Below are 22,351 nucleotides of genomic sequence, written 5' to 3'. Positions count from 1 at the left end.
GGTTCCAAAATTCTGCTCATAACGCTCTGCCATCATCCGATGCTCCCTGGATATCAATGCACTTAACTTTAGTGGGAGTTGCCTTTATTGGCTACGGGCACTGCCCGCTATAGGCTTGAGGACTTAGTAGGAAAAGTTAGGTCCAAAACACGGAAGGCAATACCGACGGAGCCAATGGCCATGGCTCTTGAGGGTCCACCGGGGTCAGAGACCGTGGCACGTCTTCAAGGCAGAGTCGGGAACTCGGGAGATCCCATCGACTCCTTCCAGTGGAGGGTAAGGCAGCACAACCAGTAAACCGGGAGGAAGCCTGAAGGTCTGTGGGAAGTCGGATGTCCTGATAGTAGTGAGGAAATGGAGTAACGCCCATGGAGCGAAGCGGGACAGATCAAGTCAACCGTTCAAGGGCAACGCCGACCACACGCAGAGGTGGAGCTACGGCGGCAACGGGAATTGAACGGATAGCAAGTCGGGCTCAGCGGGAACCGACAGCGCCCTTCACAGCGCTGATGCACCATTACAGTGTGGGGAACCTGCGAGCCTGCTACGAGTCGTTGGCTGGCCGGAAGGCATTGGGCGTCGATGGCGTCAGCAAGGCTGCGTACGAGGCCAACTTGGAGTTAAATCTCCAGGATCTGCACCGTCGCCTCTATCAGATGTCGTACCAGCCGCAGCCGGTGCGCCTGATCGAGATTCCGAAAGAAGATGGCAGTGTTCGTCCTCTGGGCATTAGCTGCACGGAGGACAAAATCGTGCAAGAGCAGACGCGCCGGATTCTGGAAGCGATCTACGAGCCTGAGAATACACCCCACTGCCCTTAAATCCGCCTCAGTGGCCCTCAGCACCGCCTCTTGTAGCGATCGCGGTAAGTCTCCACTGCCGCCATCCGCCACCTGCTGTATTTGTCGTTCTCTAAACCGTGAATCACACGACAAACCCTACCAGACTCACGCTCGCCTGCTCCCAAATCAATTTCTCGCTCTCACCCTTGGGTAGAACACCTATACTCAATAGCGACACTCACGCAGACCCTTGTGGAAGAAACGATTACCTTGCTGAGTGGAGACGGCCAGCCTGTGGAAGGCCGTATCTGTGCTATGCAAGAACGCCATTGGCGTGACTTCCAAACTCTCTGGCAGACAATGTTGGTGGCGACCGACCAACCGGATGCCGCCTGGATGTGGGACTATAAGCTGCGACAATCGCAGCGTGAAGCCCGTTACGAAGCGTATGCCCTAGAAGCTGATTTTTTGACTCAAGGGCTGATATTTATGGAAACGCAATGGCATCGCTCGCATTTACCAGAGCGTTTCCCGCTCGTGTATGTGGAAGCCTTGTCCTCGGCCCCCTGGAATCGCTTTGCCTTAGAGCGCCCGCCGTTTTACTACGGCGTGGGGCGGTGGCTACTGATGTTTGCCCGTCGCCGGAGCCTCGCCTTGGGGTACGGTGGCCGCGTCGGCTTGCATTCATTGCCTGGAGCGGAAGGCTTTTATCGTCGTTTACAGATGCCGGACTATGACGCTGACCCTGAAAAAGAGGGCTTAGTATACTTTGAATACGGAGCGATGTCCCTCCGGGACGGCTTCGCCAACGCAGATGAGTAATTCTCCTTTCAGGAGCCATGACGCAATGGATGAAGACCGATTAGCAAAACAGTTGGCTGAGACCGGCAATATCATGGACCTTTGCCAAGATCCGGCTTGGCTCGAAGAGACTGCCCAAATTGAAAAAGAGTGCGGGGGGTATGTAGAAGCGGGTCTACTCTTGCGAGAGTATGCCATGAGCCCTCAGGCGGTCACCCCAGACCAGCTCCAGCAGGTACGACTGCAATCGGTTTTGTTTGCTGAGCTGCACCAGTGGATGTCCACCTGGCAGTTGGGGTTGAGCTTTGAGAAAACCTACACCCAGGCCCGTCAGATCGTGCGACATCATCTGCAAAGTGCGACCGAAGAGCAAGCAGCTTGGCTGCAGGCCCTCTTGAGCGAAATCGAGCAGAAAACTCCCTCCGAGCAAGCCCCGGTTCGGGCTCAAACGATTAGCTGGTTCCGTCAGGTTTTCACGAGCGAAGATTGGCAACAACTGGCTGCGATCGCGGCTCAAGAAATCTATGCCGGTGTCAGTTAATTAGAGCGACTTCAATCGGTTCAAACCAGTTCAGTCTGATCGGCTCCTCAACTGCGTGATTCTCTCCGCTACGTGCAGGTGAAGGCATTATCGGCACCCTATCCAGAGACATGCACTCTTTTAGGCGTTTCACCGGGCTCATCCAAAAATGATGCGATCGCCTTCGCACTCTCCACACACCTTTCATCCGACGACCACTCCCTAGCTTCCGATAACACCCTTGCCGGAGCCTTCGCGAGACCCGTTATCATGCCGAAACACCATGCAACCACTTCTTTTGGGCGTAATCGGGGTATGGCAACGATCCGATACTGTTGGCGAATCGCTGAGAGAAAAATCAGAGTGAAGCATTTTCTCTATCCGCTTTTAATGGGTGCCAGCTTCGCGAAATGTGACTGACGGGTTTTAGCCAGCGGCACCCCTTCCAGCCAGTTGACGACGCGCACCACATTCATCGCGGCAGCCGTGATGACGTGCTGGAGGTGGGTTTTAGCCAAGCCGATATACCGACACTGACGCACATCAAATCCTCGCACCGCTTGCGAAATCGTGCCTTCAACACCCGCTCGAATGGCAAAGTCCTGCTGAAAAGTCTCAGTGGCTGGCCGGTCTCTCGCTTGCTGCAGAGCTTGGTAGGCTTCAAAGGGCTTCAACGTGACTTCGCGGGGCGCTCGTTTCGACTTCGTACAACGGGAACGCGCTTTGCAAGGAGTCCAGTCACGCCCGTTGAATTGGACAGGGATAACCGGATTGTCATAGCTGTCACATCCCGCTTTCCAGGAGCGACTCGATTTCCCCTTGGGACACTTCACGATTTGCTGCGACCAGTCAATCTGAAATTGGCTTAGGTCAAAGGCGTCTTCTTCATGGGCTTGCCAACCTGAGCCGGGTTTAAAGCTTAGTACTATCTGTCCTAGCCGATCTGACGATGGAATGCATTTTGAGCGATTTCGATTCTGGCCGTCTAGGATAGGTCGTAATGAACTTCTAAGGTGAATGAAGTACCCAATTCGCTGGTTTCTTGGTGCTAGCTGCATTCTGAGTGTTGGCGTTGGCACAGCGATCGCCCTTCGAATGATGTACTGGCCTTGTGGCCGATGGGAGACTGAGAGTGGCTGCGTCGCTAGTGTGCGTCTGCAAACTCAAGCTTTGGGCTTCGAGGAAGACACTGTGCAAGTAAACTTCAGATCATTTGATCTTTCCACCGGAGCAGATACGGTATTGGTGGGTTTGGGAGGAGTTCGTCAAGATTCCTCTGGACAAAATCGTTACTATGCCGTGCTTGCCCTGTTTGACGCTCGCAACGGTACCCTCATTCGTGAGATACGAGCGATCAAGGGCAACGTTCGAGCCGTCTGGCAAGATGGCGACGATACTGGCGCAAGAACCGTCGAGATTGCTCTGTCTCCAGACGGTCAACTAGCAGCCAGCTACGGCATGGGTGAGGGTGAAAATCGGTTATTAGTACAACAGACCTCAGATGGGCAGATTGTCAAAGAATTTCCTAGAGGAGATCCTGACGATGAAAACTTGGTTAATAATTGTATATCTCAACTCGATTTTACTGCTGATAGTAGATCATTGCAGTGTGGTAGTGTCCTCTACGATCTAGATAATCGAAACTACACAAGCTTATCTGACTCAAATGGTAACTATAAATTCCCTCGTGCAGCCGATTTTCATGGCGGAAGATATGCCCTTGCTCCTGATGGAACGAGATTCGATCGGGACGGAATTGTTCAACCAAGTGGAGCGCAATTTCCGCTAGAATCTGACCTCAAAGTCCTCGATGACGTTGGCAATTTAGCCTTTTCACCCAATAGTCAACTGGTTCTGGAAGTCAGAAGCAACCGTTATTCGGCGCGCGGCTTTCGACGGCTTATCCCCTCACCGTTCCGCCGCTTGAGTGGAATAGCCGTTTGGAATCGAGAAGCTGAACTCCAGCACCTTTTCTTCGCTAACCAGCGCTATGACGAAGTGGCTTGGTCGCGAGATTCTGAATTTTTTGCGCTGCTTTCCCAAAATCTAACATTACAGACCTTTCGCGCCCCCTCATTGAAAGAAGAATAGTTGTAGTAACCTGCAAACGAAATCTTAAGAACTTGCAAGCAGGGCGATTTTGAACCCTCCAAACAGCAAGAGCTGACGGCAGCGCATCGAGATCGGCTGCGGCGAGACCTTGTAGACGTGATACTGCGGCAAGTGACGACTCGCTTGGAAGCCTCCTTGCATCACAAAATTCGCCTCGATTTGAAGCGTAAAGAAGAATGCCAACGGGTGGGACGACCAGACGTACCAGCCGACACGGATGACTCGTCAGCCCTCATTATCCGACGCGAAATTAATCCTTTAAAAGGTTCTTTCTCCTTGGTGAAGGATGTTGATTCCAGGTGGATATGGAAGGAGCTGTGGAGTTAGAGAAGGGAGTTTTGGGGATGTAAGGAGAGCTTGTGCTGTTCGAGGGTAAGGTTCTGAGTAATTCAGCCACGCCGATTCATATCTTTCTTCTAAATGAGAAAGATATGGATATAGTATTAATGAGCGAGAAGGAACCGACGACTCAGCAGTTGCGGGGGGGCTCTGCCAAACATTTGGCGTTTGATGAATTTGAGTTTGTTGATGTGGCCTTCAGTGGGACCATTGCTGAAGTGAGAGGAGAGTGCTGTGAAGACGGCGTCATAATCCCCCTTAAGACTGTTGGCAAAAGCGATGAGCGGCTTGCTAAGGGAGCCATCAACCTGATGCAACCAACTATCAAAGCGTTCTCCCTGCCGCTGCCTGACGATATTGATAAAGTCCTGAGCGAGTTGAAGAGGGAGCGAGAAAGTAGGCTGCTGGCGTAATTGAGACAATTGTTGCTGCTGCTTATGAGAGAGCTTGTCCGGTTGTTTGAGAACGAGGAAAGCGGCCTGCCTGGGTGTGGGTTTAGAGCGTTTTCTAAAGCGCCGCCTCGGTTTTGAGATATTCCTAGACTGATGTGGTATTTGAGTGGGTTGTTGTAAGCGTTGCAGGAAACGAGCGATCGTGCGGTAGCTGCCCGGATACCCCTGGGCTTGAAGCTGCCGAAAGAGTTCTCGTCCATTGCGTTCCCCTTGCTGCCAATCGTTTTCCAGTAGTGCTTGAAAGGGTTGCAACTGAGGACTGAATCCCTGGTCACGGCAAACTTTGCGTTCGGGAAACTGCTGATATTTAAGAAAGCGGCGGACGGTGCGAACACTGAGGTTGGTCTGCTAAGCGATCTCGACTAGAGAGCGACCTTTATGCTTGAGCTGGTGAACAGTGTGAAAGCGAGTGAGCCGTTATTGTCGTTTCTGCGAGTCATGCCTCAAGGCCGTGAGGGGACGGAAACGTATCCGCCCTGAATGATTCGTGTTCTACGATATCGTTCAACTCTCATTGCCCCGAAATGGGACGGAAACAGCCTCGTCCTTAAGCTTTTTGATTGTTAGGGAACAAAATAGCCTCGTAAAAATCAAGAGTATTCCCTAGCAATCGAGAGCAGGTTATCGACAGCCCTGCTAGAACGAAGCGTACGCCTAGGCTCAGCCTTCCACCTCTCCGTTATTGCCATGCTGCTCTCGTAGATGCGTCATCATCATCGCCCTGAGTTGATCCATCTCAGCCGTGAGCGATCGCACGTCTTCTGAAAGCTGAGCCACGGTTTGAGAGAACTGCCCCATTGCCCTCGCCATCTGAGCAACATTTTGGTTGGTGTCCGAGATCGCGCCTCTCAGTTCGTTGTAGTCCTCTGCGCGTTGGATACGTTCATCTGTGATAGCTGTGGCTAGAGCTGAGATTGCTTGCGTATTCGCCTCTTGCTGCGCTTCAATTCGATCAAGCCGCTCATTGCTGCTGCTATTGGTCATGCTGGCGTCTCACTCTCCAAGTTCTATCCAACATTCTAAATCCCCCCCGGTCACCAACTCAGGCGGCTTGGTCTGCTTCAACACCGATAGGAGTACACCAGCAGATAAGGACGCGATCGTAGAGAGCATCGGCGCGATCTCCCACAAACTCCTGCATCCGCTCTACTTGCCAGCCCTCCAGTGGAGGCGCTTCATCCCCTACATCCGGCAGGCACTCGGAGGGATCAGGCCAAGTGAGAGCAAAGTCTTCACTACTCAGGTAGAGGGACATTGAGCGGGAGTCGCCCACCCGAAGCGGAATTGGATTGGCGATGGTACCATCTGGCGTCAACACCGCCAAATGGAAACTGTTGTTCGTTTCGGTTGAGGCAGAATAAGATTCGACGTAAGCGACTTGCCATGTCTGCTCATCCCAACGGCGGATATCGCCTCGCTGCAAGGGGATAAGACCGATTTCGAGAGAGTGGCCTTCATCTTTATAGGTTGGAGAGGTTTCTCGGAGACGCAGAAAGATGAGTTGATTGATGTTCATGGATAGCTTCTCTCAATGCATAAGTGGGTTAATGAAGGGGAAGCCTACTTATAGCGGCTCAAAGGAGCTGAAAATTGGTACTGCAAATCGAGCCTCACTGCTGAATGGGTGATGGCGAGCGGGCCATTCTTGCGGGTCAAAATCTGTCGCTTAGCGGATCGCTTGATGCTTATGAGCGATTGCGGTTGTCCTCAGACTATCTAGTAAGCTTCGAATTGCCGTGCGGAATTCATTGCGGTTCTGCTGATTGGCCTCTCGTTGCAGGCAAATCTGAGACTGAGACGAAGGGAGGCTATTCACTTCAACAATCGCGACACTAAGTGTTTTTCAAGGACTCAGCTCTTATCACCATCTTCGTTCACATAGCGCAAAAACATCTCTTCTGGTGAGATTCCTTTCTCATTAGCTTCCAGGGTGAGCCTTGTTTCATGCTTTTCCCAGTTTCGTTCCAGGTAAGTAATGACAGCGGTTTGCAGCATAGCCGCCACAGACTTTTTAACCAACTTAGCCGCCACTACAAGTCGCCAGTAATCATACAGTCCTAGTTCGCCAGCCTGTGGCCTTGGATTCTTGGGTTTGGGTAGTTCCATGCTTTTCCAATCCATTTGGGCGACTCACCAGTTTTCAATCTGCTGAGTCAAGTTTACATGCTTCGTCATGCATTGGTCCTTGACATATTAATGACATGTCATGCATGATGTGTCAAGGACTAGGTAATGACCGGTCAATGACTGGATAATGACTAGCTGATATTGAAAGAACAATTCGGGTACAACTAAAGCAATGGAACAATTGCATGACAAGACTTACAGCATTGCACAGGCTAGCCAAACACTTGGGAAATCTGAATCCTCGGTCAAGATTTACAAGAAGCTTTTGACTACTCCCCGGTCTAAAGACGCGGGGATTCCCCGGAAGGAGTTTCAGCACTTCTGATAGGATCGACATGCGGCAGATCCCATAACCTCAGACGCTTAGGGCTAGTCAAACGCCCTCTACTCGGTTTGCCTTGCATTCCGACTACGTTTGCTTTTCTGCCAATGTTCCAGGCACCGTTACAGTCTGCATTGATGGTTTCACCATCGGCAGAACGATAAAGACCGCGCTTCACACGCTTTCCAGACGACTTCCAACCTTCGGGTTTTTCACCGTAAACGGGAATCTCATCCAGGTCTAGCGCTGAAGCCTGAGATGTATAACTCTCCTCCTGTTCTATAAAACGAATGCCGGATTGTTCACAGAGTTGTTCAATCCGCTTTTTCAGTCGAGCAGTCGGCACCTGGACAAACTTTTGATTCCCTTTGCGACCCATGTTGGAGCGAGTTTTCTGCCCTTTATTCCAGCCAAAAACTAGAGTGCCAATGTTGTTCTCTAGGCAGTGATTGATGACCGTCCGAGCCGCTTTATTGACCGCATCTCGCATCTAACGGTTTCGCTTGCCCGTGATGCGGTCTAGCAGGTTGCACCAAAACCCTTGAGGCTTGCCCTCTTTAATGTTGGCAACCCGTTTGTTGTACCCCTGGTTCAGAGACTTTAGATGCTTGCCGTCAACGATGAATGCATTTCCTAGACTGTCTGTGCAAGTCAGCCAGTTATCTAAGCCGGGGTCAATCGACAAGGCTTTTTCAGGGTCAAGAGCGACAGGCTCTACAGGCTTTCCCTCGCAGATCCAAACTGCGTCGAAATACCCCGCACGGGGCACAATCTGAAGCTCTTTGACCTTGCCCCAATCCAGGTTGCTCGGGAAGGGCAGAAAGATTTCAGGCAAGCCGAACCAGACTTTGCAAGCCGTCCCCATTGGCACCCTGACTTGACCATCCACTAGGCTTAACCAGCGTTTTGGGTAGCTGATTTGAAACAGTCCATCTGACGTTCGATAGTTAGGCGGCTTTGGTCTTTCCGGCAGCTCGCCTTTCCGCCAAAGCTTCAGCAGCTCCTTGAAGCTCTTAAATGCCTCACCCACGCTAATGCAGGTTTGCTGTGCCGCACTGGTATAGAGCGCTTTCATGTGGGGATTGCGTTTCATCTGAGTGGACAACCAGCGCCCATTCGAGAGTTTGTTTTCCTTAAAATAAAGCTGTCGGGCTAGATATACCGTGCAGTTGTAGAGCTTGTTGGACTCTCTGCACAGATACTCTAATGCTGCCCCTAAGTCCGGGCACTCAGGCAGTCGATTAACTTGCGCCACAAAAGGTTTAGCCATAGGACAAGTATACTATTGTTGTCGATAATATGCTAAATGTCTACATGAGAAAGCTATCCGAAAAGTATCGCAGAACGGCAAGGGCGGTTGGTTTGGCTAACGTCCACTTAGTTTGGATCCCGAAGCGGCGAAAGCCTGTTTTGAAAGGCGCTGTTAAGACCAGGCTGGCGACGATTCTGAATCAAGTCGCGACTGAAAAAGGGTGGCTGATTAGAGCCCTAGAAGTCGCTCCCGACCATGTTCATGTATTGGTTGAACACGCTAGCAACACGGCGATTCACGAAATCGCCAAAGCCTTTAAGGGCCGTTCGTCTCGATTACTCAGGCAGGAGTTTCCACACCTCTGCAAGCTGCCCAGCCTTTGGCCTAGAAGTTACTTCTACGACACGACCGGAGCGGTAACAACCGCCAGGATTGAGGCTTATATCAATGACCCTCATCATGGCGAATAAATTCGCCGTTGGCTTTTCCACCCCGGATTGAAATCACGGGGCTACCAAGCCGTTCGAGTTCTTTTCCGTGTTAGAGGCTTTCAGAAAACAGCCTTCACTTGTAATAGAACCTAATGGAAGTCTTACTCAGCAAGGCTTTGAACAATTAAAGAAGGCAGCGCATTTCATCCAAAAAGGCGATCGCATTGGCTATATCAAAGCGGTGTTTCAGTCCAATCCGAGCCTGGAATACCCCTTGACTGCCCCTAGCCAGCCTGCCCAGGCAACGAGCAGAAACTCTGACTATACGGGCGTTCAACGAGGAGGGGCACTGGTCAGACGTCGCCCAACTGCGATCGCAGCCACATTTTCAGAGTTTGATCAGGCGGCGGCTGATGGAGAATTAGCCCTCATGCAAGAGGACATTGCCACTCAGGTTGAAAACCTGGATGACCTGTTCTCTAGATATGCCAGAGCACGAGTTCAAAAAGCCTTCACCGAGATTGACCACACGGTTGAAGCTTTCAAGTCTAATGCCCTAGCGGAAATGGGGGTGGTCGCTGCCGACCCAAAGGAACAGGCAGCCCACAACAAGAAGGAGGTGACTTAAGGGATTCAGCACCTTCGAGGCAAAGCAAATTGGCTGTTCTTTTACTCGCGATCGCCACCTCGGCAATTCTTTTCGCAATTCTGTCTTTTCACCAGAACGGAGACCGAAATGACAGCGACAACTACCAAACAGAACTTCGCCACTGAACTAGACCAAGAACTTCAGGCTCTATGCGATCGCTACGGCATCGGCGCAGTCGGCAATGCACTGGCTCGCAAGTATGGTCGCACTCAAGCGATCGCGGCTTACCTAGGCCAACTGCCCGATTCAACCACCTCAGTTATCCCTACCAACCCACACTAGGAGGATTTCCCATGACCCCATCAGCTCTCCCCCCGGAAAACTCAACCCAACGCCGCCTTCTAAATAGCGTTAACCGCCTAACCATCGAGGTGAGCGACCTAGAGCGCATAGACGAAGGCACCAGCGATCGCACCAACGAGATCGCCGCTGATGTTATTGACATTACAACGGCCTATATCAAACTCGCTATCAAAGTCCTCGAACCTGTCTCGTAGCAGTACTTACGCAAAGAGGACCTGACCTATGACCACAATTGCTACCCTAGCCCACTATTGCACTGCCTAGTTCTAAGGCTTATCTGCATCCCTACGTCGCACGACCCGATGCCCTCGCAACTCTGCTCCGTGCTCAGTTAAACATCGCTCCCAGCCCCGACGATCAAAAATAGCTTTGACGTCTTTTAGCAAACCCCATTTACGCTCTTGCTGACTTAGCTTGGTGAATTTGGCATGGCCTGGATAGTCCTCTGTCACTAGCTGATCTTTCTGGTGTACTAGCGGTGGATTATCCTGTTCGTAGTCGCGGTAGCGGACGTGCAAATCACGGAGGGAGATCGCCATACTGGTGTGCAATGCTGGGTGCGGTTCCTTGTCAAAGCCGGGATAGAATAGATAGGTGATCTGAGGCTTCTGGACGTGGAACTTCACCACCGTAGCTTCTTCCGGTCGGCCAATGGTGCGGGAGGCACAGCCTTCGTACAGCCGCAGGAGCGGGTCGAGTTGATCGATCGCGGAGACATGCACCCACAGGGAATTGGGGCGTTGCTGACCGATCGCACTCTGACGACACCGTTCTTCGAGCAGCTCTGTGCGCCCTAAGCTCATCAGCATCAGGTCAGCGGCGGTGCAGGCTTGCTGGTAGCTACCGAAAAGAGCCTTGATGTCGGTGCGAATGGTGGGGGAAAGATCTTTGAACTTGGGGCGTTTGCCGAAATGGCTGAGGGCAAGATACACCATCAGGTCGTTGCGGCGTTTGTCGGAGATGGCATCCCACTCTCCCGCATCGGTGGCTTTCAGGATGACTTTGAACGCTCGCTTGATGCTGCCAAACTCTGCCTGCAGTGGCCTCAGAGCATCCTGGTCGAGTTCCTCCACCGCAGGCAGGCGACCGCGATCGGTGTAGAAATCCATCAGCGGTTGCAGCAGCTCGCGGCATTCCTCGAACTTGTTGACCTTGAGGCGAATGCGGGGAGCCGTGGTACGGGAGCGGAAGCGGGAGGCGCGGAAGACTTCGGCCTGGGCTTCATCACGAAAAACGAAGTAGATGCCGAGAGCAACGGGAATGGAATCAACGCCTAACACCTGGTCGATGTAGGACTTCAGCTCTTCCTGCTCGTAGTATTTCTGGAAGGTGTTGCGGCTAGTGATAATGCCGTCGCCATAGGCAATGACGCCACGGGTGCGATCGTCGATCAAAACTTGGGCAGCGACAATCAGGACCTTCTGAGCCAGGTTCCAGGCATTGAGCAGGGCTTCGCGTCGCTCGGCGGTGTCTTCGATGACGTTGATGACATAGCTCAGATTCACCACATCGGCAGACAGGTGGTCTTCATCAGGGCGATAGTAGGGATCCCAGCCCACGCTGGTGAGGCCCAGTCGCTTGATGTACTCAATGTCGGCACCATGACCACAACCGTAGTCGAAGTAGGTGGTGTTGGAGGGAAAGAGTCCGGCTTCGACGGCGAGGCGGACGGGTTTGGAGGCGGTAACGCGGGCGATCGCAGCTTTATGCCGCTGAATCTTGGGTTTCGCTTGGGTTGGCTTCGTGCCGGTTTGAATGGGGCAGGCCAGGTAGTGGTCGTGGATGACGAGGGTGCGATCGCGCAGCCGCTGTTCCCAAGCATTGCAGAACCCGATTCCCCGTGAGTCCTCTAGCAACCCCAGGACTTCCTCTTGCATTGTCAGCCAAGTAAAGGTGTCGTAGTAGGGATAGTCAGGAGTAACAAACGTTTCTTTGCGATGTAGCACCGGGGGATTATCGGTTGTACTGTAGTCCCGCTCTCCAGCTTCTAGTGTCTTGAGATTGACTTGAATACTGCTCTGCAGGGCCGGATGGGCGTCAGCATCAAAATCTGGGTAAAACAGATAGACGATTTGAGGCTTATTGAAACTGAACTTAACAAGGGTTGCATTTTGGGCTTGAGGCGTTGCCGTTCTTGCCTGCTGTTCTAAAATTTGTAATTCCGAATGCAGGGTACCGAGGGCAGAGACGTGAACGTACAAGGCATCTGGCAGCAGCTTACCGACTGCACTGCGTTTGCACAGCTCAACATAGGACTGCGTTTGAGTGGATACCCTGGCCATAGACTGCGGTTAAGAGTTTTACACCTGTTAGGCTAATGCGCCCCATGCTATCGGATCTCAACCTTTTCCAAAGCGTAACCGGAAAGCGTAACCGGGTTCGACCACAACCGTAAATCAATATTTAGTGTAACTATACAAGCGAAGACTCTATCAGTAGGGTGAGTAAGTGTTTGTTACATAAACCGCTCCCAGATGAAGATCTGCGCTGAAATGTTTTTGACTTTCAGTCTGGAGATTTCGACGGGGCATCGACATAATTAAGTAATACTTTTGAACTGTTTATTAGATGGCGAAATCATCGGTCAAAGCACCTCCAAAACCCACTGCTATTTTTGCTCGCCACGAAACTTTCCATCCTCGGTTTGGCTGGCTGAAGAAAGGCTATGACTTAGCCGTGAGTGATCCCAACATTTTCTTGCAGGAAGATGCGCCTGTGCTGCTGGGGGTGGGAAAGAACATGGTACGCTCCATTCGCTATTGGTGCGGAGCTTTCAAAGTATTGGAAGAGATGGATCGCCAGAGCTTTCCTACAAACTTTGGTCAACAATTGCTCGATGACGAGGGTTGGGATCCGTTTTTGGAAAACCCCGCCAGTCTTTGGCTATTGCACTGGAACCTGTTGAAGGAACCCTGCGCCGCAACTGCCTGGGCCTTTGCCTTTGACCAATTTTTGGTAACGGAATTCACCGCAGAAAACTTGCTAGAGGATCTGCGGGAATATGCCGAAGGGTTCAGTGGTAAGACGGCAGACTCGTCCTTGAAAAAGGATGTGAGCTGTATTTTGCGGATGTATGCGGAGCAAGAGAGCAAAAAGGGGCCAACGGAAGATTCCATCGACTGTCCATTTGCAGAGTTGCGGTTGCTCTACAGCGTGGGGGATGGGCGGCGCTATGAGTTTCAAGTCGGTTCTAAGGAAACGCTCCCTGCCGAGATCGTGGTGGCAGCCTGCTTGGAGTTTGCTCACGCCTCTGAGAATGAAAGTTCAGCGATGGGGATTTCGCGCTTGGCGCACTTGCCAGGAAGCCCCGGACGGGCATTTAAGCTGTCGGAGGCAGCGATCGCCGAAGCGATCGAGCAGGTCGCCCGTCAGCGCGAGAACCTCTACATTTCAGACAGCGCTGGATTGCAACAGTTGCAATACGATAGCAAGCCAAATGCCATGGCCGAAGCCATTCTGGATGAATATTTTACTGCTCAAAGGGTTGCGGTATAGTGACGACTCAATCTTTATCTGAACTCCTGTCGGTCAATCGTCGATATGCTCGCTCCGTCAATATAGAGCGTGATTTTGACATACCGGATGCGGTGGAAGGTTACATCCTCACGGAGCGAGCCGTGGATGCCCTAAGGCGGATTGTGGCTTCCATGTTTGGCCGTAAGCGCACGACCGCTTGGACGCTAACTGGGGTCTATGGCACAGGGAAGTCGGCGTTTGCTCATTTTTTGACCAGTTTGCTGGGTCCTGCCCATAGCCCAGCGCGGCAAATCGCCTTGGACGTTGCCCAGCAGAGCCTACATTTGGAGAGCCCCGAGTTTGAGGCACTACAAAAGAAACTGCCGGAGCAGGGGCTATTTCGAGCGGTGGCAACTGCCCAACGAGAACCGTTGAGGGCCACTCTGGTGCGGGCCTTGAACAATGCTTCTGATCAGTACTGGAAAAGAGGACAAGAGCCTGAAGTTTCTAAAATACTGACGGATTGGGCAACGGAAATTGAGTTTGGCCCCCCGCAGTTTAGCGATCGTGATGTGCTTCAGACGATTCAGCAGCTCGCTGAGACAGTCGATACCGACATCGTGTTGATTGTGGATGAGCTGGGCAAATCGCTGGAGTATGCTACCCAAAACCAGGCCACCGCTGACCTCTATCTGCTCCAGCAGTTAGCGGAACTCTCGCGGAAAAAGGGCACCCGCTTTTATATCTTCGGACTGTTACACCAAGCCTTTGAAGATTACGGACAACGGTTAGCCTCGCTAGAAAAAAATGAGTGGGCCAAGATTCAGGGGCGGTTTGAGGACATTCCGTTTACCGAATCCTCTCAGCAAATGCTGCGACTGATGGGGCAAGCCATTAACCGCACCCAAGCCGAGACGCTGACTTTTCCGGTTCACAAGCGGACCGAGCAGTGGTGTGAGATTCTGCGGGAGTCAGGAGATCTGGCCGACGTGTCGTCCAAGCTGTTAGAAGCGACATATCCGCTCCATCCGATCGCCTCCCTGGTTCTCCCGGAACTCTGCATCCGCTACGCTCAGAACGATCGCTCCCTGTTCACGTTCCTCACCAGTGCGGAACCCTACGCCTTTCAGCAGTTTCTAGAAACTGCCGAGCTACGGGACGATTCGCTGCCAACGCTGAAACTGCACCACCTCTATGACTACTTTGTAGAGTCTTTGGGCGCTGGGATGGGATCGCGTCCGGGCTTGCAGCGGTGGCTGGAGATTCAAACTCTGGTGGCAGATGCCAAGCATCGGGGCGGAGAAACCGTGGCGCTGCTGAAAACTATTGGTTTGCTGAACTTGCTTACCAGCACCGGGTTGCTGCGAGCGACGCGATCTCTGGTCAAATTCGCCCTGGTGGATCTCCCCGATGATGATGAAGTACTAGCGGCTTGGGAGCAGCAGATAAATGTAGTGTGCCATCAGCAGGGCATTGTCACCTATCGTCAGTCCCTAGACGAATTGCGGCTTTGGGAAGGGTCAGATTTTGATGTGGAGAGCACCATCCGCACCTACATCGACAAAGACACCCTACCCCTGGCGGACTTACTGAGGGACACGTATCCCCTCAAGCCGCTGGTGGCTCAGCGCCACAGCTATCGCACGGGTACTCTGCGCTATTTTGAACGGCATTATTTGGACACGACCACTGATTTAGAGAATTTAGCCTGTACCCAGCCGGACTGCGATGGGGCAATCGCCTACTGGCTGCATGAGCAACCACCCGCAACGGTTCCTGCCCAAACCACGGATGGCAAGCCGCTAGTCGTGATTGCCGCCGCCAATCTGTCTTTGTTGCGGGTGCGATCGCAGGAGTATCGCGCCCTCTGCCAGATTCAGCAGCAGGAAAGTGCCTTGCAAACGGATAAGGTGGCCGCGCGGGAAGTTCGTCATCGACGGGTGCAGCTCAAGCAGCTCTTGGATGAGACTCTCGTGCAGGCATTCAACTTTGGCACTCACCACAATGCCTGCTGGGTCGAGGGCAAATCGACGGAAATCAGCAGCCTGACCAGCTTCAATGCGCTGCTGTCTACGGTATGTGATCGCACCTATCCCCAAACGCCCATTCTCTGGAATGAGTTGATCAATCGCCGCCATCTCACCTCCCAGGGAGCCAAGGCGCGACGAGTGTTGATTGAGGCCATGTTGGAGCAAACCGACCAGGAACGGTTGGGCTTGCAGGGCTATGGCCCAGAAGTGGCGATGTACTATTCTCTGCTGGAACAAACGGGGATTCACCGTCAGGAGCAAGGGGGATGGGGCTTTTATCCGCCCATTGGAAAGACCAAGAATGCCGATCCCCTTTTGAAGGGGGGGCAGGGGGGATCTGACCTGACCCAAATTTGGGAGGCGATCGCCCAGTTCTGCCTGCAAGCCAACGGCAAGCCCCAATCTTTGGACGGGCTTTACCAACACCTGGAGGCACCGCCCTACGGTATGAAGCAGGGGGCGATTCCGGTGATGCTCGCAGCGGTTTTGTGGGTCTATGCTGACGAGGTTAGTGTGTACAAGGACGGCACCTTTGTTCCGGTCTTGGGGCCAGAGCATTTCGAGCTGTTGGTGAAAGATCCGTCTCGGTTCTCGGTGAAGCATATTGACGTGACCGGCGTGCGGGGACAGGTTTTCCGGGAATTGGAGGCCATTTTGCGCGGCGGGGTGACGAAGCCCAGAGGTCGAACAGGAGCCCGTAACCTGACGGTCTTATCGGTGGTGAAGCCGCTAATTCAGTTTGTGCGGAAGTTGCCAAACTACACCCTCAAGACGCGTCGGATGAGCGATCGCGCCCGTTCCGTCTTACAAACCCTGCTTTACACCCAGGAGCCAGATGATCTGCTGTTCAAGGCCCTGCCAGAAGCCTGTGGACTGCAACCCATCGTGATTTCAGAGGCCGATGACGGCAGCACAGCCCGCATCTTCCGAGAGCAGCTAGTCGAGGCGCTACGGGAAATCAACGCCGCCTATGACACTCTGCTCAATGAGTGTCAGGATTTGCTCTACAGTGCCTTTGGCGTGCATAGCGATCGCACGAAGCTCCGCTCTGACCTCCAGTTTCGCGCCAGTCGGCTGTTGGGTAACTGTGTGGAGGCGAGTCTGAACCGTTTCGCCAGAGCCGCAGCGGATGAAGGAAAAAGCGATCGCCCCTGGCTAGAGGCTGTGGTGATGGTCATCGCGGACAAGCCTGCTGAATCTTGGACGGATGAGGATGTCACTCGCTTTGAGCTCAGCCTGAGTGATCTGTCGCGCCGGTTTAAGAATTTAGAAGCGCTACAGGCTTCGGTGAAGGCGACCAGCAAAGGTGGCTTTGAAGCGCGACGGGTTACCGTGACTCGCCCCGATGGCACAGAAATCAACAAAATGGTCTGGGCGGATCATGAACACCAGGCCAAGGTCGATCCCCTCATTGAGCAGCTTTTGCAGCAATGTCCTGACCCGCAGTTACAGCAAGCCTTATTGACTCGTCTGACTGAACGGCTATTTGATGAGGCAGAATCAAAGGGAGACAATGCAGTTTCACCCAATGATGGGTGCAAGGTTGCTCAAGGTACTGTCAGGAGGAGCCATGACGCTTGAAGAAGCAGTAATCTCCAAGTTTCGGGGCTTGCCCCTTGAAAAACAGCGAGAGGTTTTTGACTTCATCGAGTTTTTATCCCGGCGGTTAACAGCCCCTTCACAGACAGAGGCAGTAAAACCAGATGAAGAAAGTTCGGTGTTTGCAGCCGCAGGGAATTTAATCGGCTGCGTAGAAGGCCCTAAAAATTTATCGCAGCAGCCAATTACCCATTTGATTGACGAGGAATGAGGGTTTTAGAAAACGCTAATGAGGTTGAAGTGATGTCCCTGACTGCTCAACAACTGGCGGATTTGATGCCAGACGCTACCCAACTAGAGAGTAACGAGCCCGAGATGGAAAGTTCGCTGCATTATGCTCAGCTGGCCCTATTGGTAGGTTGCTTGGAGTGGTTGTGGCAGGGACGTGAGGACTTCTTTATTGGTGCGAATCTCACTATTTATTTCAGCCGCGAACAGCTCAAGAATCGCGACTTTCGAGGTCCAGACTTTTTCCTCGTGAAACAAACAGAAAAGCGGCCCCGCAGGTCTTGGGTGGTTTGGGAAGAGGGCGGACAATATCCTGATCTCATTATTGAATTACTCTCGCCTGCGACGGCTCAGGTCGATCGCACGCTCAAAAAGACGCTGTATCAAGACCGTTTCCGCACCCCAGAATATTTCTGGTTTTCGCCAGACACGTTGGAATTGGCAGGCTATCGGCTGATGGGGCAACAGTACGTCGAGATTACGCTCAATGAAGCTGGCTGGCTTTGGAGCGAGGTACTGGACTTGTTTGTAGGCGTACAGGACGGTGTACTTCGCTATTTCCAAGCCTCGGGGAAAATGGTTCCCACACCAGAAGAAGCGGCATCCCAGGCAGAAGCGAAGGCGGCTCGCCTTGCTGAACAATTAAGAGCACTAGGTGTTGAACCTGAAGTTTGAACTCGATAGCTTTCCCTTAGTGACAATTCAGCATTAAGAAGCGTAACACTCCGTGTTTTTGCTGAGTGTCTGCCGTTGTCATTGGGCATGTTGACTAGGACGGTGCAGAAACCATTACGAACTGTATCAATAGCCGGATAGATTGAAATGGGGTCGAAGTTTGCTTTTGAGTGTCCCGACTGTGGCCATTCCGCTGTGGTATCTGGTGGACGGGACTTTGGCATGATGGCTGTCGTTCAAACGATGGTTTGCCAAGACTGCAAACATTTAGTGGATGTGCTGATTGGGCGCTTTGGCGAAGAAGGACCAACAGGTGATCCTGATTACGATGCACAGCTTGGTCGGTGTCCTGATTGTGAGGGGCGAGATGTTCATCTCTGGAAAAGCGAACATCCATGTCCTAAATGTGGTGTTGGCATGACCCGCAACAGCGACTTACATATGTTGTGGGACTAAGTAACAAGAAGCTGGATGGATGATGCGCCCCATTGCTGAACTGCTGGACTTCTTGGAAAACCAGATGTCGATGCAGGCGGTGTATCAGCCCGTGGTGATTTTGCACCTGCTGACGCACGGCGGCTTTGCGACCCGGACTGACTTGGCCCGGACCCTGGGGGGCTATGACGAGGTGGGACTAGAGCATTGGGATCGGATTTTGATGAAAAATCCCAAGCTTACGCTGGTTGATACTCACGAAATCCTGGATTACGACAAAACTCGCCAAGCGTTCACGCTGCCGTTTGATTTGTCAGATACCGAGGCTGTGACCCAAGCCCAGACTATCTGCGAAGAGGCGATTCTGAGCTGGATTCAGCGACGGCTCGCATCTGGGTCGCTGGATGAACCAGAAACCCTGCGCCACTATCGAGTGCTAGAGCTAGCCAAAAGAGGAGAGCAGTATCAGCAGTTCCATAGCCCAGCCGAAGCCGATGACATCGCGGTGGAAGAGTTTGCCATGCGGATGGCGGTGACGCACCTACAGCAGCAATACCCGGAGGCCAAAATCACGCAGCAGCCCTACAATACACCAGGGTTTGATGTGATAGTCGGTTCTGCGACTGAGCCTATCGCTTTTGTGAAAGTGATAGGCACTCAAAAATTAGCTCCATCATTCACGTTGTCAGAGGGCGATCGTCAGTTTTCTATCGATAACAATGACAGATATTTATTGGCCTTAGTCTATGAAATCAATCTTCACCAAGAGACCTATCAATTCAAAATTTACCGAGGGGCAATCAAAGCCAATTCTTTTCTGCTGGTGCCCTTACAGTGGCAAGTTAAATGCTTGCCTGAGTCTTAAGTTCGATAAACTGTACGGACACTTTTCCCCTAGATCATTTAGAAGTTAAGCCATAATCGGAGCATGAGTAAACAAGTGCGTCACATCATGGGTCTCTCTGGCGGCAAAGACAGTACGGCACTCGCTGTACTGCTCCATAAAGAGATCCCAAATATGGAATATTTCTTCTGTGATACTCATAGAGAACTTCCAGAAACTTATGAATATTTAGACCGCATCAAAGCAAGATTAGGGGTCAATATCCATTATCTCTCTGCCGAGAGGGACTTCGATCATTGGCTGGCTCTCCATAGCGGATATTTACCATCACCTAAAAGAAGATGGTGTACAGAGCAGATGAAGATCAGACCCTTGGAGAAGTTTGTTGGGGAAGATGAAGCAATCAGTTATGTAGCTATCAGAGCGGATGAAGACCGTTCAGGGTATGTATCGACAAAAAATAATATAAAAGCTGTTTTTCCTTTCAAAGATCACGGTATTACTCTTGAGGGTGTTTATAGGCTTCTTGAGGACAGTAGTATTGGCTTACCAAAATATTATAGTTGGAGAACAAGATCAGGCTGTTACTTCTGCTTCTTTCAGCGCAAATATGAATGGGTAAGACTTTCTGAAGAACATCCTGATTTATTCAAAAAAGCTCTTGAGTACGAGCAAAATCACAAGGATGGTCGTCAGTATACATGGACTGATGGTGAGACTCTTTTAGAACTTATAGCTAGAAAAGAGCAGATCATTGCCGATCATGAAAAAGCGATGTTCAGAAAAGCGAAAGAATCTCCTAACAAGCCCCTGGCAGAAGCTTTAGAAACTGTTCTCGATGAGGAAGATGATTTAATGCCGTGTCTGATGTGTAGTTATTAGTTCTAGTGGGAAAAATAATCTCTATAACTAACAGCTGCTTCAGTTTTTGCCCCATCAATCTGAGAAAAATTTCATGTCTGGTTTACAGCTCAGTTTCCACGGCACGTTTGCACTTAAAAAAGAGGATGTTCTCAAGATCCTTCAAGCTGCACAAGAGGAACAAGGGCTTAAAGATAGCCGCCAAGGGCTGATGGATAGAACTGGTCTGGGAAATGAAAAGGTTCTACGGATTAAAAGTTGGGCAATTCGAGCCGGACTGGTGCAAGACGACAAACTGAGCCCAGAGGGTGTCCTCATTCTTGAAAAAGACCCCTACCTTGAGTCGCCTCTTACCGATTGGTTTATGCACTTCTACCTCAGCTTTGGCGACAACGGTCTCACTACCCCGCCCGACAATCCCGCTGATTGGGGGGGCTGGACCTGGTTCATTTATAGCTTCTTGCCCGACCATCGCAGCTTCACCCACGATGAACTGGTCGGCTATGCCAGCACCGTCTTCCCCGAAGAGACCACCAAAAAGCTGACCAAAAACCTCAAAATCCTCCTTCGCGCCTACACCGAAACCTATGCCCTTTCCGGCAGTCGGTATCTCTACACTGAAAGTGACGACTACATCTCCGGTCAGGGGTGGCAGCCCAACGAATACTTAACGGGTTACTTTCTCGCCAAAATTTGGGAACGCGACTATCTTGGCCAAACCTCGGTGCTCACCGAAGCGATTTTGAGCCACAAACTTAGCTTAGCCGCCGCCTTAGGCATCTCCACCGATACTCTGCAAGAGCGCTTTAACGCCCTCGAAGTTTTGGGAATTATAGAACAACGGCGCGAAGTGCCGCCCTTCCAAATCCTGCCCCGTTGGGATAGCCCCCTAGAGTTGCTGGAGCAAGCCTATGACCACAACCACTAGCCTGCCCCTCAAAGACGCCCGTCCGGATGATCAGGCTCACCTGCTGATCTGGGATGCGCCCACTAAGCAAGAGCTGTGGCAACTGGCTTACTACAACAACGCCGAGCAGGTGAACTATCGCGAAAACCTCGTTCAGCGGATTGATCCGGACGACAAGTTTCTCAATCTGCACTACGCCATTGATGAAGAACTCGCCGCCATCAAAGATATTTGCCGCGACTCCTCTCGTCCGGTCGTACTGCTCGAAGGGCTAGATACCCTTGTTACCTACTTGCGCGTCAAAGCCGGAGGGCAAGTCACCCTCTTTTGGCAAAACCTGGAAAAGACCCGCAAGCTCGAAAGCCTCCTATGGGTTTTGTTACCCCAGCCTCTCGCGCCGCCCAACTGGCCCGAAAATCGGATTCTGCGGGTTCCGACCTAGCCTTGGCTTGCTTCGGGCAAGTTCCCCCCTCCCTGTTCCCCCTTCATCCCTTTTGCTGATACATCTCAACCGTTCTACAGGCCGTTATGCTCCTCAAAGAACTCGTCGAAGTTAACCAAAAAGGAAACGTCGCCAACGCTGTCAATTTTGATATGATGGACGACCCAGAGACGAACCAAGATCTCTGCGACAGTTTCATCTTCAACTACGACCCGAAGAAGCCGGAGTTATCGACCGTCGGCATTCTCGATCGCCTCAAAGAGAGCTACCACAGCCGCAACGAGCCGAACGTCCACATGATGATTCAGCAGTACGGTAAGGGTAAATCTCACTTCGCCGTCGTACTCGCCAACTTCTTCGGCAAACCCGCCAATAGCCCAGAAGTCCACGGCATTGTCGATCAGGTCGATAAAGCGACTTCCGGTTCTTCCAAAGTCATTGCCGAAAAAATCAAGAGCTACAAACAACGCCAGGAAAAACCTCACCTAGTGCTGTGTCTCAGCGGGGACAAAGGCGGCGATATCCGCAAGCAGTTCTTGCAAGTGGTGATTGATGAATTGGCAGCGGCTGGGGTCGATAACGCGATCGCCACCCACATGTGCCGCGAACCGCTGAACTATCTGGAAGGACTCAGCCCAGAAAATAAAGCCAAGGCCGATGCCTATCTGGAAAGGCTGGATAATCCCGATGGCGATGTCAACAGCCTGATCAAACAGCTTCAGAAAAATAATCCCGGCGTTATTCGCGCTGTCAAAGATGTCTGCCGTCATGTTTCCAATGTCAC

28 protein-coding genes are annotated in these 22,351 nt (G+C 51.9%); 18 read left to right on the top strand and 10 right to left on the bottom strand.

Going from position 1 to position 22,351, the window contains the following annotated elements:
• The first annotated feature begins 368 nt into the window (after nt 1-368).
• The 3 genes from PN498_RS17915 (at nt 369) to PN498_RS17905 (ending at nt 2,124) form a co-directional block, all read left to right on the top strand.
• Nucleotides 369-821: a hypothetical protein gene (locus PN498_RS17915; RefSeq protein ID WP_272064467.1), complete on the top strand. Its 453-nt coding sequence runs from the start codon at nt 369-371 to the stop codon at nt 819-821.
• Between the two features lie 213 nt (nt 822-1,034).
• Nucleotides 1,035-1,604, top strand: a complete 570-nt coding sequence (locus PN498_RS17910; protein ID WP_272064465.1) for a GNAT family N-acetyltransferase — start codon at nt 1,035-1,037, stop codon at nt 1,602-1,604.
• A gap of 25 nt (nt 1,605-1,629) precedes the next feature.
• Nucleotides 1,630-2,124, top strand: coding sequence for a hypothetical protein (locus PN498_RS17905; RefSeq protein ID WP_272064464.1), 495 nt, complete (start codon nt 1,630-1,632; stop codon nt 2,122-2,124).
• A 356-nt stretch (nt 2,125-2,480) separates the two neighbouring features.
• Here PN498_RS17905 and PN498_RS17900 read toward each other — a convergent pair whose 3' ends face one another.
• The gene (locus PN498_RS17900; RefSeq protein ID WP_272064463.1) at nt 2,481-2,936 is read right to left on the bottom strand and encodes a transposase; all 456 of its coding nucleotides are present in this window, start codon (nt 2,934-2,936) and stop codon (nt 2,481-2,483) included.
• Nucleotides 2,937-3,120: 184 nt separating this feature from the next.
• Between PN498_RS17900 and PN498_RS17895 the strand changes: the two genes are divergently transcribed.
• A complete protein-coding gene (locus PN498_RS17895; RefSeq protein ID WP_272064462.1) occupies nt 3,121-4,194 on the top strand; it encodes a hypothetical protein in 1,074 nt (357 codons plus the stop codon).
• Nucleotides 4,195-4,311: 117 nt separating this feature from the next.
• Nucleotides 4,312-4,542 (top strand): hypothetical protein, encoded by a 231-nt coding sequence (locus PN498_RS17890; protein ID WP_272064461.1) that lies wholly within the window; start codon nt 4,312-4,314, stop codon nt 4,540-4,542.
• A gap of 116 nt (nt 4,543-4,658) precedes the next feature.
• Here PN498_RS17890 and PN498_RS17885 read toward each other — a convergent pair whose 3' ends face one another.
• From PN498_RS17885 to PN498_RS17860, 6 genes are all read right to left on the bottom strand, one after another.
• The gene (locus tag PN498_RS17885) at nt 4,659-5,258 is read right to left on the bottom strand and encodes a transposase (protein WP_272064459.1); all 600 of its coding nucleotides are present in this window, start codon (nt 5,256-5,258) and stop codon (nt 4,659-4,661) included.
• Between the two features lie 408 nt (nt 5,259-5,666).
• The gene (locus PN498_RS17880; RefSeq protein WP_272064458.1) at nt 5,667-5,990 is read right to left on the bottom strand and encodes a hypothetical protein; all 324 of its coding nucleotides are present in this window, start codon (nt 5,988-5,990) and stop codon (nt 5,667-5,669) included.
• A gap of 58 nt (nt 5,991-6,048) precedes the next feature.
• Nucleotides 6,049-6,522, bottom strand: coding sequence for a hypothetical protein (locus PN498_RS17875; RefSeq protein ID WP_272064456.1), 474 nt, complete (start codon nt 6,520-6,522; stop codon nt 6,049-6,051).
• 335 nt (nt 6,523-6,857) lie between these two features.
• Nucleotides 6,858-7,112, bottom strand: a complete 255-nt coding sequence (locus tag PN498_RS17870; protein ID WP_272064455.1) for a hypothetical protein — start codon at nt 7,110-7,112, stop codon at nt 6,858-6,860.
• 302 nt (nt 7,113-7,414) lie between these two features.
• Nucleotides 7,415-7,945, bottom strand: a complete 531-nt coding sequence (locus tag PN498_RS17865) for a transposase (RefSeq protein WP_272064453.1) — start codon at nt 7,943-7,945, stop codon at nt 7,415-7,417.
• A complete protein-coding gene (locus tag PN498_RS17860) occupies nt 7,946-8,725 on the bottom strand; it encodes an RNA-guided endonuclease InsQ/TnpB family protein (RefSeq protein WP_272064451.1) in 780 nt (259 codons plus the stop codon).
• Between the two features lie 44 nt (nt 8,726-8,769).
• Between PN498_RS17860 and tnpA the strand changes: the two genes are divergently transcribed.
• The 4 genes from tnpA to PN498_RS17840 all read left to right on the top strand — a co-directional run bounded on the left by tnpA (nt 8,770) and on the right by PN498_RS17840 (nt 10,284).
• Nucleotides 8,770-9,177 carry an IS200/IS605 family transposase gene (gene tnpA, locus PN498_RS17855; protein WP_272064449.1) on the top strand — a complete coding sequence of 136 codons (408 nt, stop codon included), beginning with the start codon at nt 8,770-8,772 and terminating at the stop codon, nt 9,175-9,177.
• A gap of 67 nt (nt 9,178-9,244) precedes the next feature.
• Entirely contained in the window at nt 9,245-9,766 is a 522-nt protein-coding gene (locus tag PN498_RS17850; protein WP_272064447.1) for a hypothetical protein, read from the top strand.
• Between the two features lie 108 nt (nt 9,767-9,874).
• Nucleotides 9,875-10,069 (top strand): hypothetical protein, encoded by a 195-nt coding sequence (locus tag PN498_RS17845; RefSeq protein ID WP_272064445.1) that lies wholly within the window; start codon nt 9,875-9,877, stop codon nt 10,067-10,069.
• 11 nt (nt 10,070-10,080) lie between these two features.
• The gene (locus PN498_RS17840; protein ID WP_272064444.1) at nt 10,081-10,284 is read left to right on the top strand and encodes a hypothetical protein; all 204 of its coding nucleotides are present in this window, start codon (nt 10,081-10,083) and stop codon (nt 10,282-10,284) included.
• A 72-nt stretch (nt 10,285-10,356) separates the two neighbouring features.
• Here PN498_RS17840 and PN498_RS17835 read toward each other — a convergent pair whose 3' ends face one another.
• A complete protein-coding gene (locus tag PN498_RS17835) occupies nt 10,357-12,372 on the bottom strand; it encodes a DNA phosphorothioation-associated putative methyltransferase (RefSeq protein WP_272064442.1) in 2,016 nt (671 codons plus the stop codon).
• A gap of 286 nt (nt 12,373-12,658) precedes the next feature.
• Here PN498_RS17835 and PN498_RS17830 point away from each other — a divergent pair, with 286 nt between their 5' ends.
• The 9 genes from PN498_RS17830 to PN498_RS17790 all read left to right on the top strand — a co-directional run bounded on the left by PN498_RS17830 (nt 12,659) and on the right by PN498_RS17790 (nt 21,567).
• Nucleotides 12,659-13,585 carry a DUF4007 family protein gene (locus tag PN498_RS17830; RefSeq protein ID WP_272064440.1) on the top strand — a complete coding sequence of 309 codons (927 nt, stop codon included), beginning with the start codon at nt 12,659-12,661 and terminating at the stop codon, nt 13,583-13,585.
• The gene (locus PN498_RS17825; protein ID WP_272064438.1) at nt 13,585-17,157 is read left to right on the top strand and encodes a hypothetical protein; all 3,573 of its coding nucleotides are present in this window, start codon (nt 13,585-13,587) and stop codon (nt 17,155-17,157) included. Before PN498_RS17830 ends, PN498_RS17825 begins: the two co-directional genes overlap by 1 nt.
• Nucleotides 17,147-17,386 (top strand): hypothetical protein, encoded by a 240-nt coding sequence (locus PN498_RS17820; RefSeq protein WP_272064436.1) that lies wholly within the window; start codon nt 17,147-17,149, stop codon nt 17,384-17,386. The genes PN498_RS17825 and PN498_RS17820 overlap by 11 nt, the downstream gene beginning before the upstream one ends.
• Nucleotides 17,383-18,078, top strand: a complete 696-nt coding sequence (locus tag PN498_RS17815) for a Uma2 family endonuclease (RefSeq protein ID WP_272064434.1) — start codon at nt 17,383-17,385, stop codon at nt 18,076-18,078. The genes PN498_RS17820 and PN498_RS17815 overlap by 4 nt, the downstream gene beginning before the upstream one ends.
• Before the next feature lie 147 nt (nt 18,079-18,225).
• Nucleotides 18,226-18,534 (top strand): hypothetical protein, encoded by a 309-nt coding sequence (locus tag PN498_RS17810; protein ID WP_272064432.1) that lies wholly within the window; start codon nt 18,226-18,228, stop codon nt 18,532-18,534.
• A 19-nt stretch (nt 18,535-18,553) separates the two neighbouring features.
• A complete protein-coding gene (locus PN498_RS17805; protein WP_272064430.1) occupies nt 18,554-19,378 on the top strand; it encodes a protein NO VEIN domain-containing protein in 825 nt (274 codons plus the stop codon).
• Between the two features lie 87 nt (nt 19,379-19,465).
• Nucleotides 19,466-20,239, top strand: a complete 774-nt coding sequence (locus PN498_RS17800) for a phosphoadenosine phosphosulfate reductase family protein (RefSeq protein WP_272064429.1) — start codon at nt 19,466-19,468, stop codon at nt 20,237-20,239.
• Nucleotides 20,240-20,312: 73 nt separating this feature from the next.
• Complete coding sequence (locus PN498_RS17795; RefSeq protein ID WP_272064427.1) at nt 20,313-21,146, top strand: DUF4007 family protein; 834 nt, start codon at nt 20,313-20,315, stop codon at nt 21,144-21,146.
• Nucleotides 21,130-21,567, top strand: coding sequence for a hypothetical protein (locus PN498_RS17790; RefSeq protein WP_272064425.1), 438 nt, complete (start codon nt 21,130-21,132; stop codon nt 21,565-21,567). The genes PN498_RS17795 and PN498_RS17790 overlap by 17 nt, the downstream gene beginning before the upstream one ends.
• A gap of 227 nt (nt 21,568-21,794) precedes the next feature.
• Here the strand turns inward: PN498_RS17790 and PN498_RS17785 are convergent, their stop codons facing one another.
• Nucleotides 21,795-22,034: a hypothetical protein gene (locus tag PN498_RS17785; protein ID WP_272064424.1), complete on the bottom strand. Its 240-nt coding sequence runs from the start codon at nt 22,032-22,034 to the stop codon at nt 21,795-21,797.
• 18 nt (nt 22,035-22,052) lie between these two features.
• On the bottom strand, nt 22,053-22,337 hold the full coding sequence (locus tag PN498_RS17780) for a hypothetical protein (protein WP_272064423.1): 285 nt from the start codon (nt 22,335-22,337) through the stop codon (nt 22,053-22,055).
• Between the last annotated feature and the right edge of the window lie 14 nt (nt 22,338-22,351).

It is taken from the genome of Oscillatoria sp. CS-180, assembly GCF_028330965.1.
Lineage (GTDB): Bacteria > Cyanobacteriota > Cyanobacteriia > Phormidesmidales > Phormidesmidaceae > Halomicronema.
This window is presented reverse-complemented; position numbering and strand designations above follow the sequence as displayed.

What these genes read in the sequence shown, in the direction of transcription:
- PN498_RS17915 (WP_272064467.1), top strand. Translation starts at nt 369, where the DNA reads ATGGAGCGAAGCGGGACAGATCAAGTCAACCGTTCAAGGGCAACGCCG.
- PN498_RS17905 (WP_272064464.1), top strand. Translation starts at nt 1,630, where the DNA reads ATGGATGAAGACCGATTAGCAAAACAGTTGGCTGAGACCGGCAATATC.
- PN498_RS17895 (WP_272064462.1), top strand. Translation starts at nt 3,121, where the DNA reads ATGAAGTACCCAATTCGCTGGTTTCTTGGTGCTAGCTGCATTCTGAGT.
- PN498_RS17880 (WP_272064458.1), bottom strand. Translation starts at nt 5,990, where the DNA reads ATGACCAATAGCAGCAGCAATGAGCGGCTTGATCGAATTGAAGCGCAG.
- PN498_RS17875 (WP_272064456.1), bottom strand. Translation starts at nt 6,522, where the DNA reads ATGAACATCAATCAACTCATCTTTCTGCGTCTCCGAGAAACCTCTCCA.
- PN498_RS17870 (WP_272064455.1), bottom strand. Translation starts at nt 7,112, where the DNA reads ATGGAACTACCCAAACCCAAGAATCCAAGGCCACAGGCTGGCGAACTA.
- PN498_RS17865 (WP_272064453.1), bottom strand. Translation starts at nt 7,945, where the DNA reads ATGCGAGATGCGGTCAATAAAGCGGCTCGGACGGTCATCAATCACTGC.
- PN498_RS17860 (WP_272064451.1), bottom strand. Translation starts at nt 8,725, where the DNA reads ATGGCTAAACCTTTTGTGGCGCAAGTTAATCGACTGCCTGAGTGCCCG.
- tnpA (WP_272064449.1), top strand. Translation starts at nt 8,770, where the DNA reads ATGAGAAAGCTATCCGAAAAGTATCGCAGAACGGCAAGGGCGGTTGGT.
- PN498_RS17845 (WP_272064445.1), top strand. Translation starts at nt 9,875, where the DNA reads ATGACAGCGACAACTACCAAACAGAACTTCGCCACTGAACTAGACCAA.
- PN498_RS17840 (WP_272064444.1), top strand. Translation starts at nt 10,081, where the DNA reads ATGACCCCATCAGCTCTCCCCCCGGAAAACTCAACCCAACGCCGCCTT.
- PN498_RS17835 (WP_272064442.1), bottom strand. Translation starts at nt 12,372, where the DNA reads ATGGCCAGGGTATCCACTCAAACGCAGTCCTATGTTGAGCTGTGCAAA.
- PN498_RS17830 (WP_272064440.1), top strand. Translation starts at nt 12,659, where the DNA reads ATGGCGAAATCATCGGTCAAAGCACCTCCAAAACCCACTGCTATTTTT.
- PN498_RS17820 (WP_272064436.1), top strand. Translation starts at nt 17,147, where the DNA reads ATGACGCTTGAAGAAGCAGTAATCTCCAAGTTTCGGGGCTTGCCCCTT.
- PN498_RS17815 (WP_272064434.1), top strand. Translation starts at nt 17,383, where the DNA reads ATGAGGGTTTTAGAAAACGCTAATGAGGTTGAAGTGATGTCCCTGACT.
- PN498_RS17810 (WP_272064432.1), top strand. Translation starts at nt 18,226, where the DNA reads ATGGGGTCGAAGTTTGCTTTTGAGTGTCCCGACTGTGGCCATTCCGCT.
- PN498_RS17805 (WP_272064430.1), top strand. Translation starts at nt 18,554, where the DNA reads ATGATGCGCCCCATTGCTGAACTGCTGGACTTCTTGGAAAACCAGATG.
- PN498_RS17800 (WP_272064429.1), top strand. Translation starts at nt 19,466, where the DNA reads ATGGGTCTCTCTGGCGGCAAAGACAGTACGGCACTCGCTGTACTGCTC.
- PN498_RS17795 (WP_272064427.1), top strand. Translation starts at nt 20,313, where the DNA reads ATGTCTGGTTTACAGCTCAGTTTCCACGGCACGTTTGCACTTAAAAAA.
- PN498_RS17790 (WP_272064425.1), top strand. Translation starts at nt 21,130, where the DNA reads ATGACCACAACCACTAGCCTGCCCCTCAAAGACGCCCGTCCGGATGAT.
- PN498_RS17780 (WP_272064423.1), bottom strand. Translation starts at nt 22,337, where the DNA reads ATGACGGCAGACATCTTTGACAGCGCGAATAACGCCGGGATTATTTTT.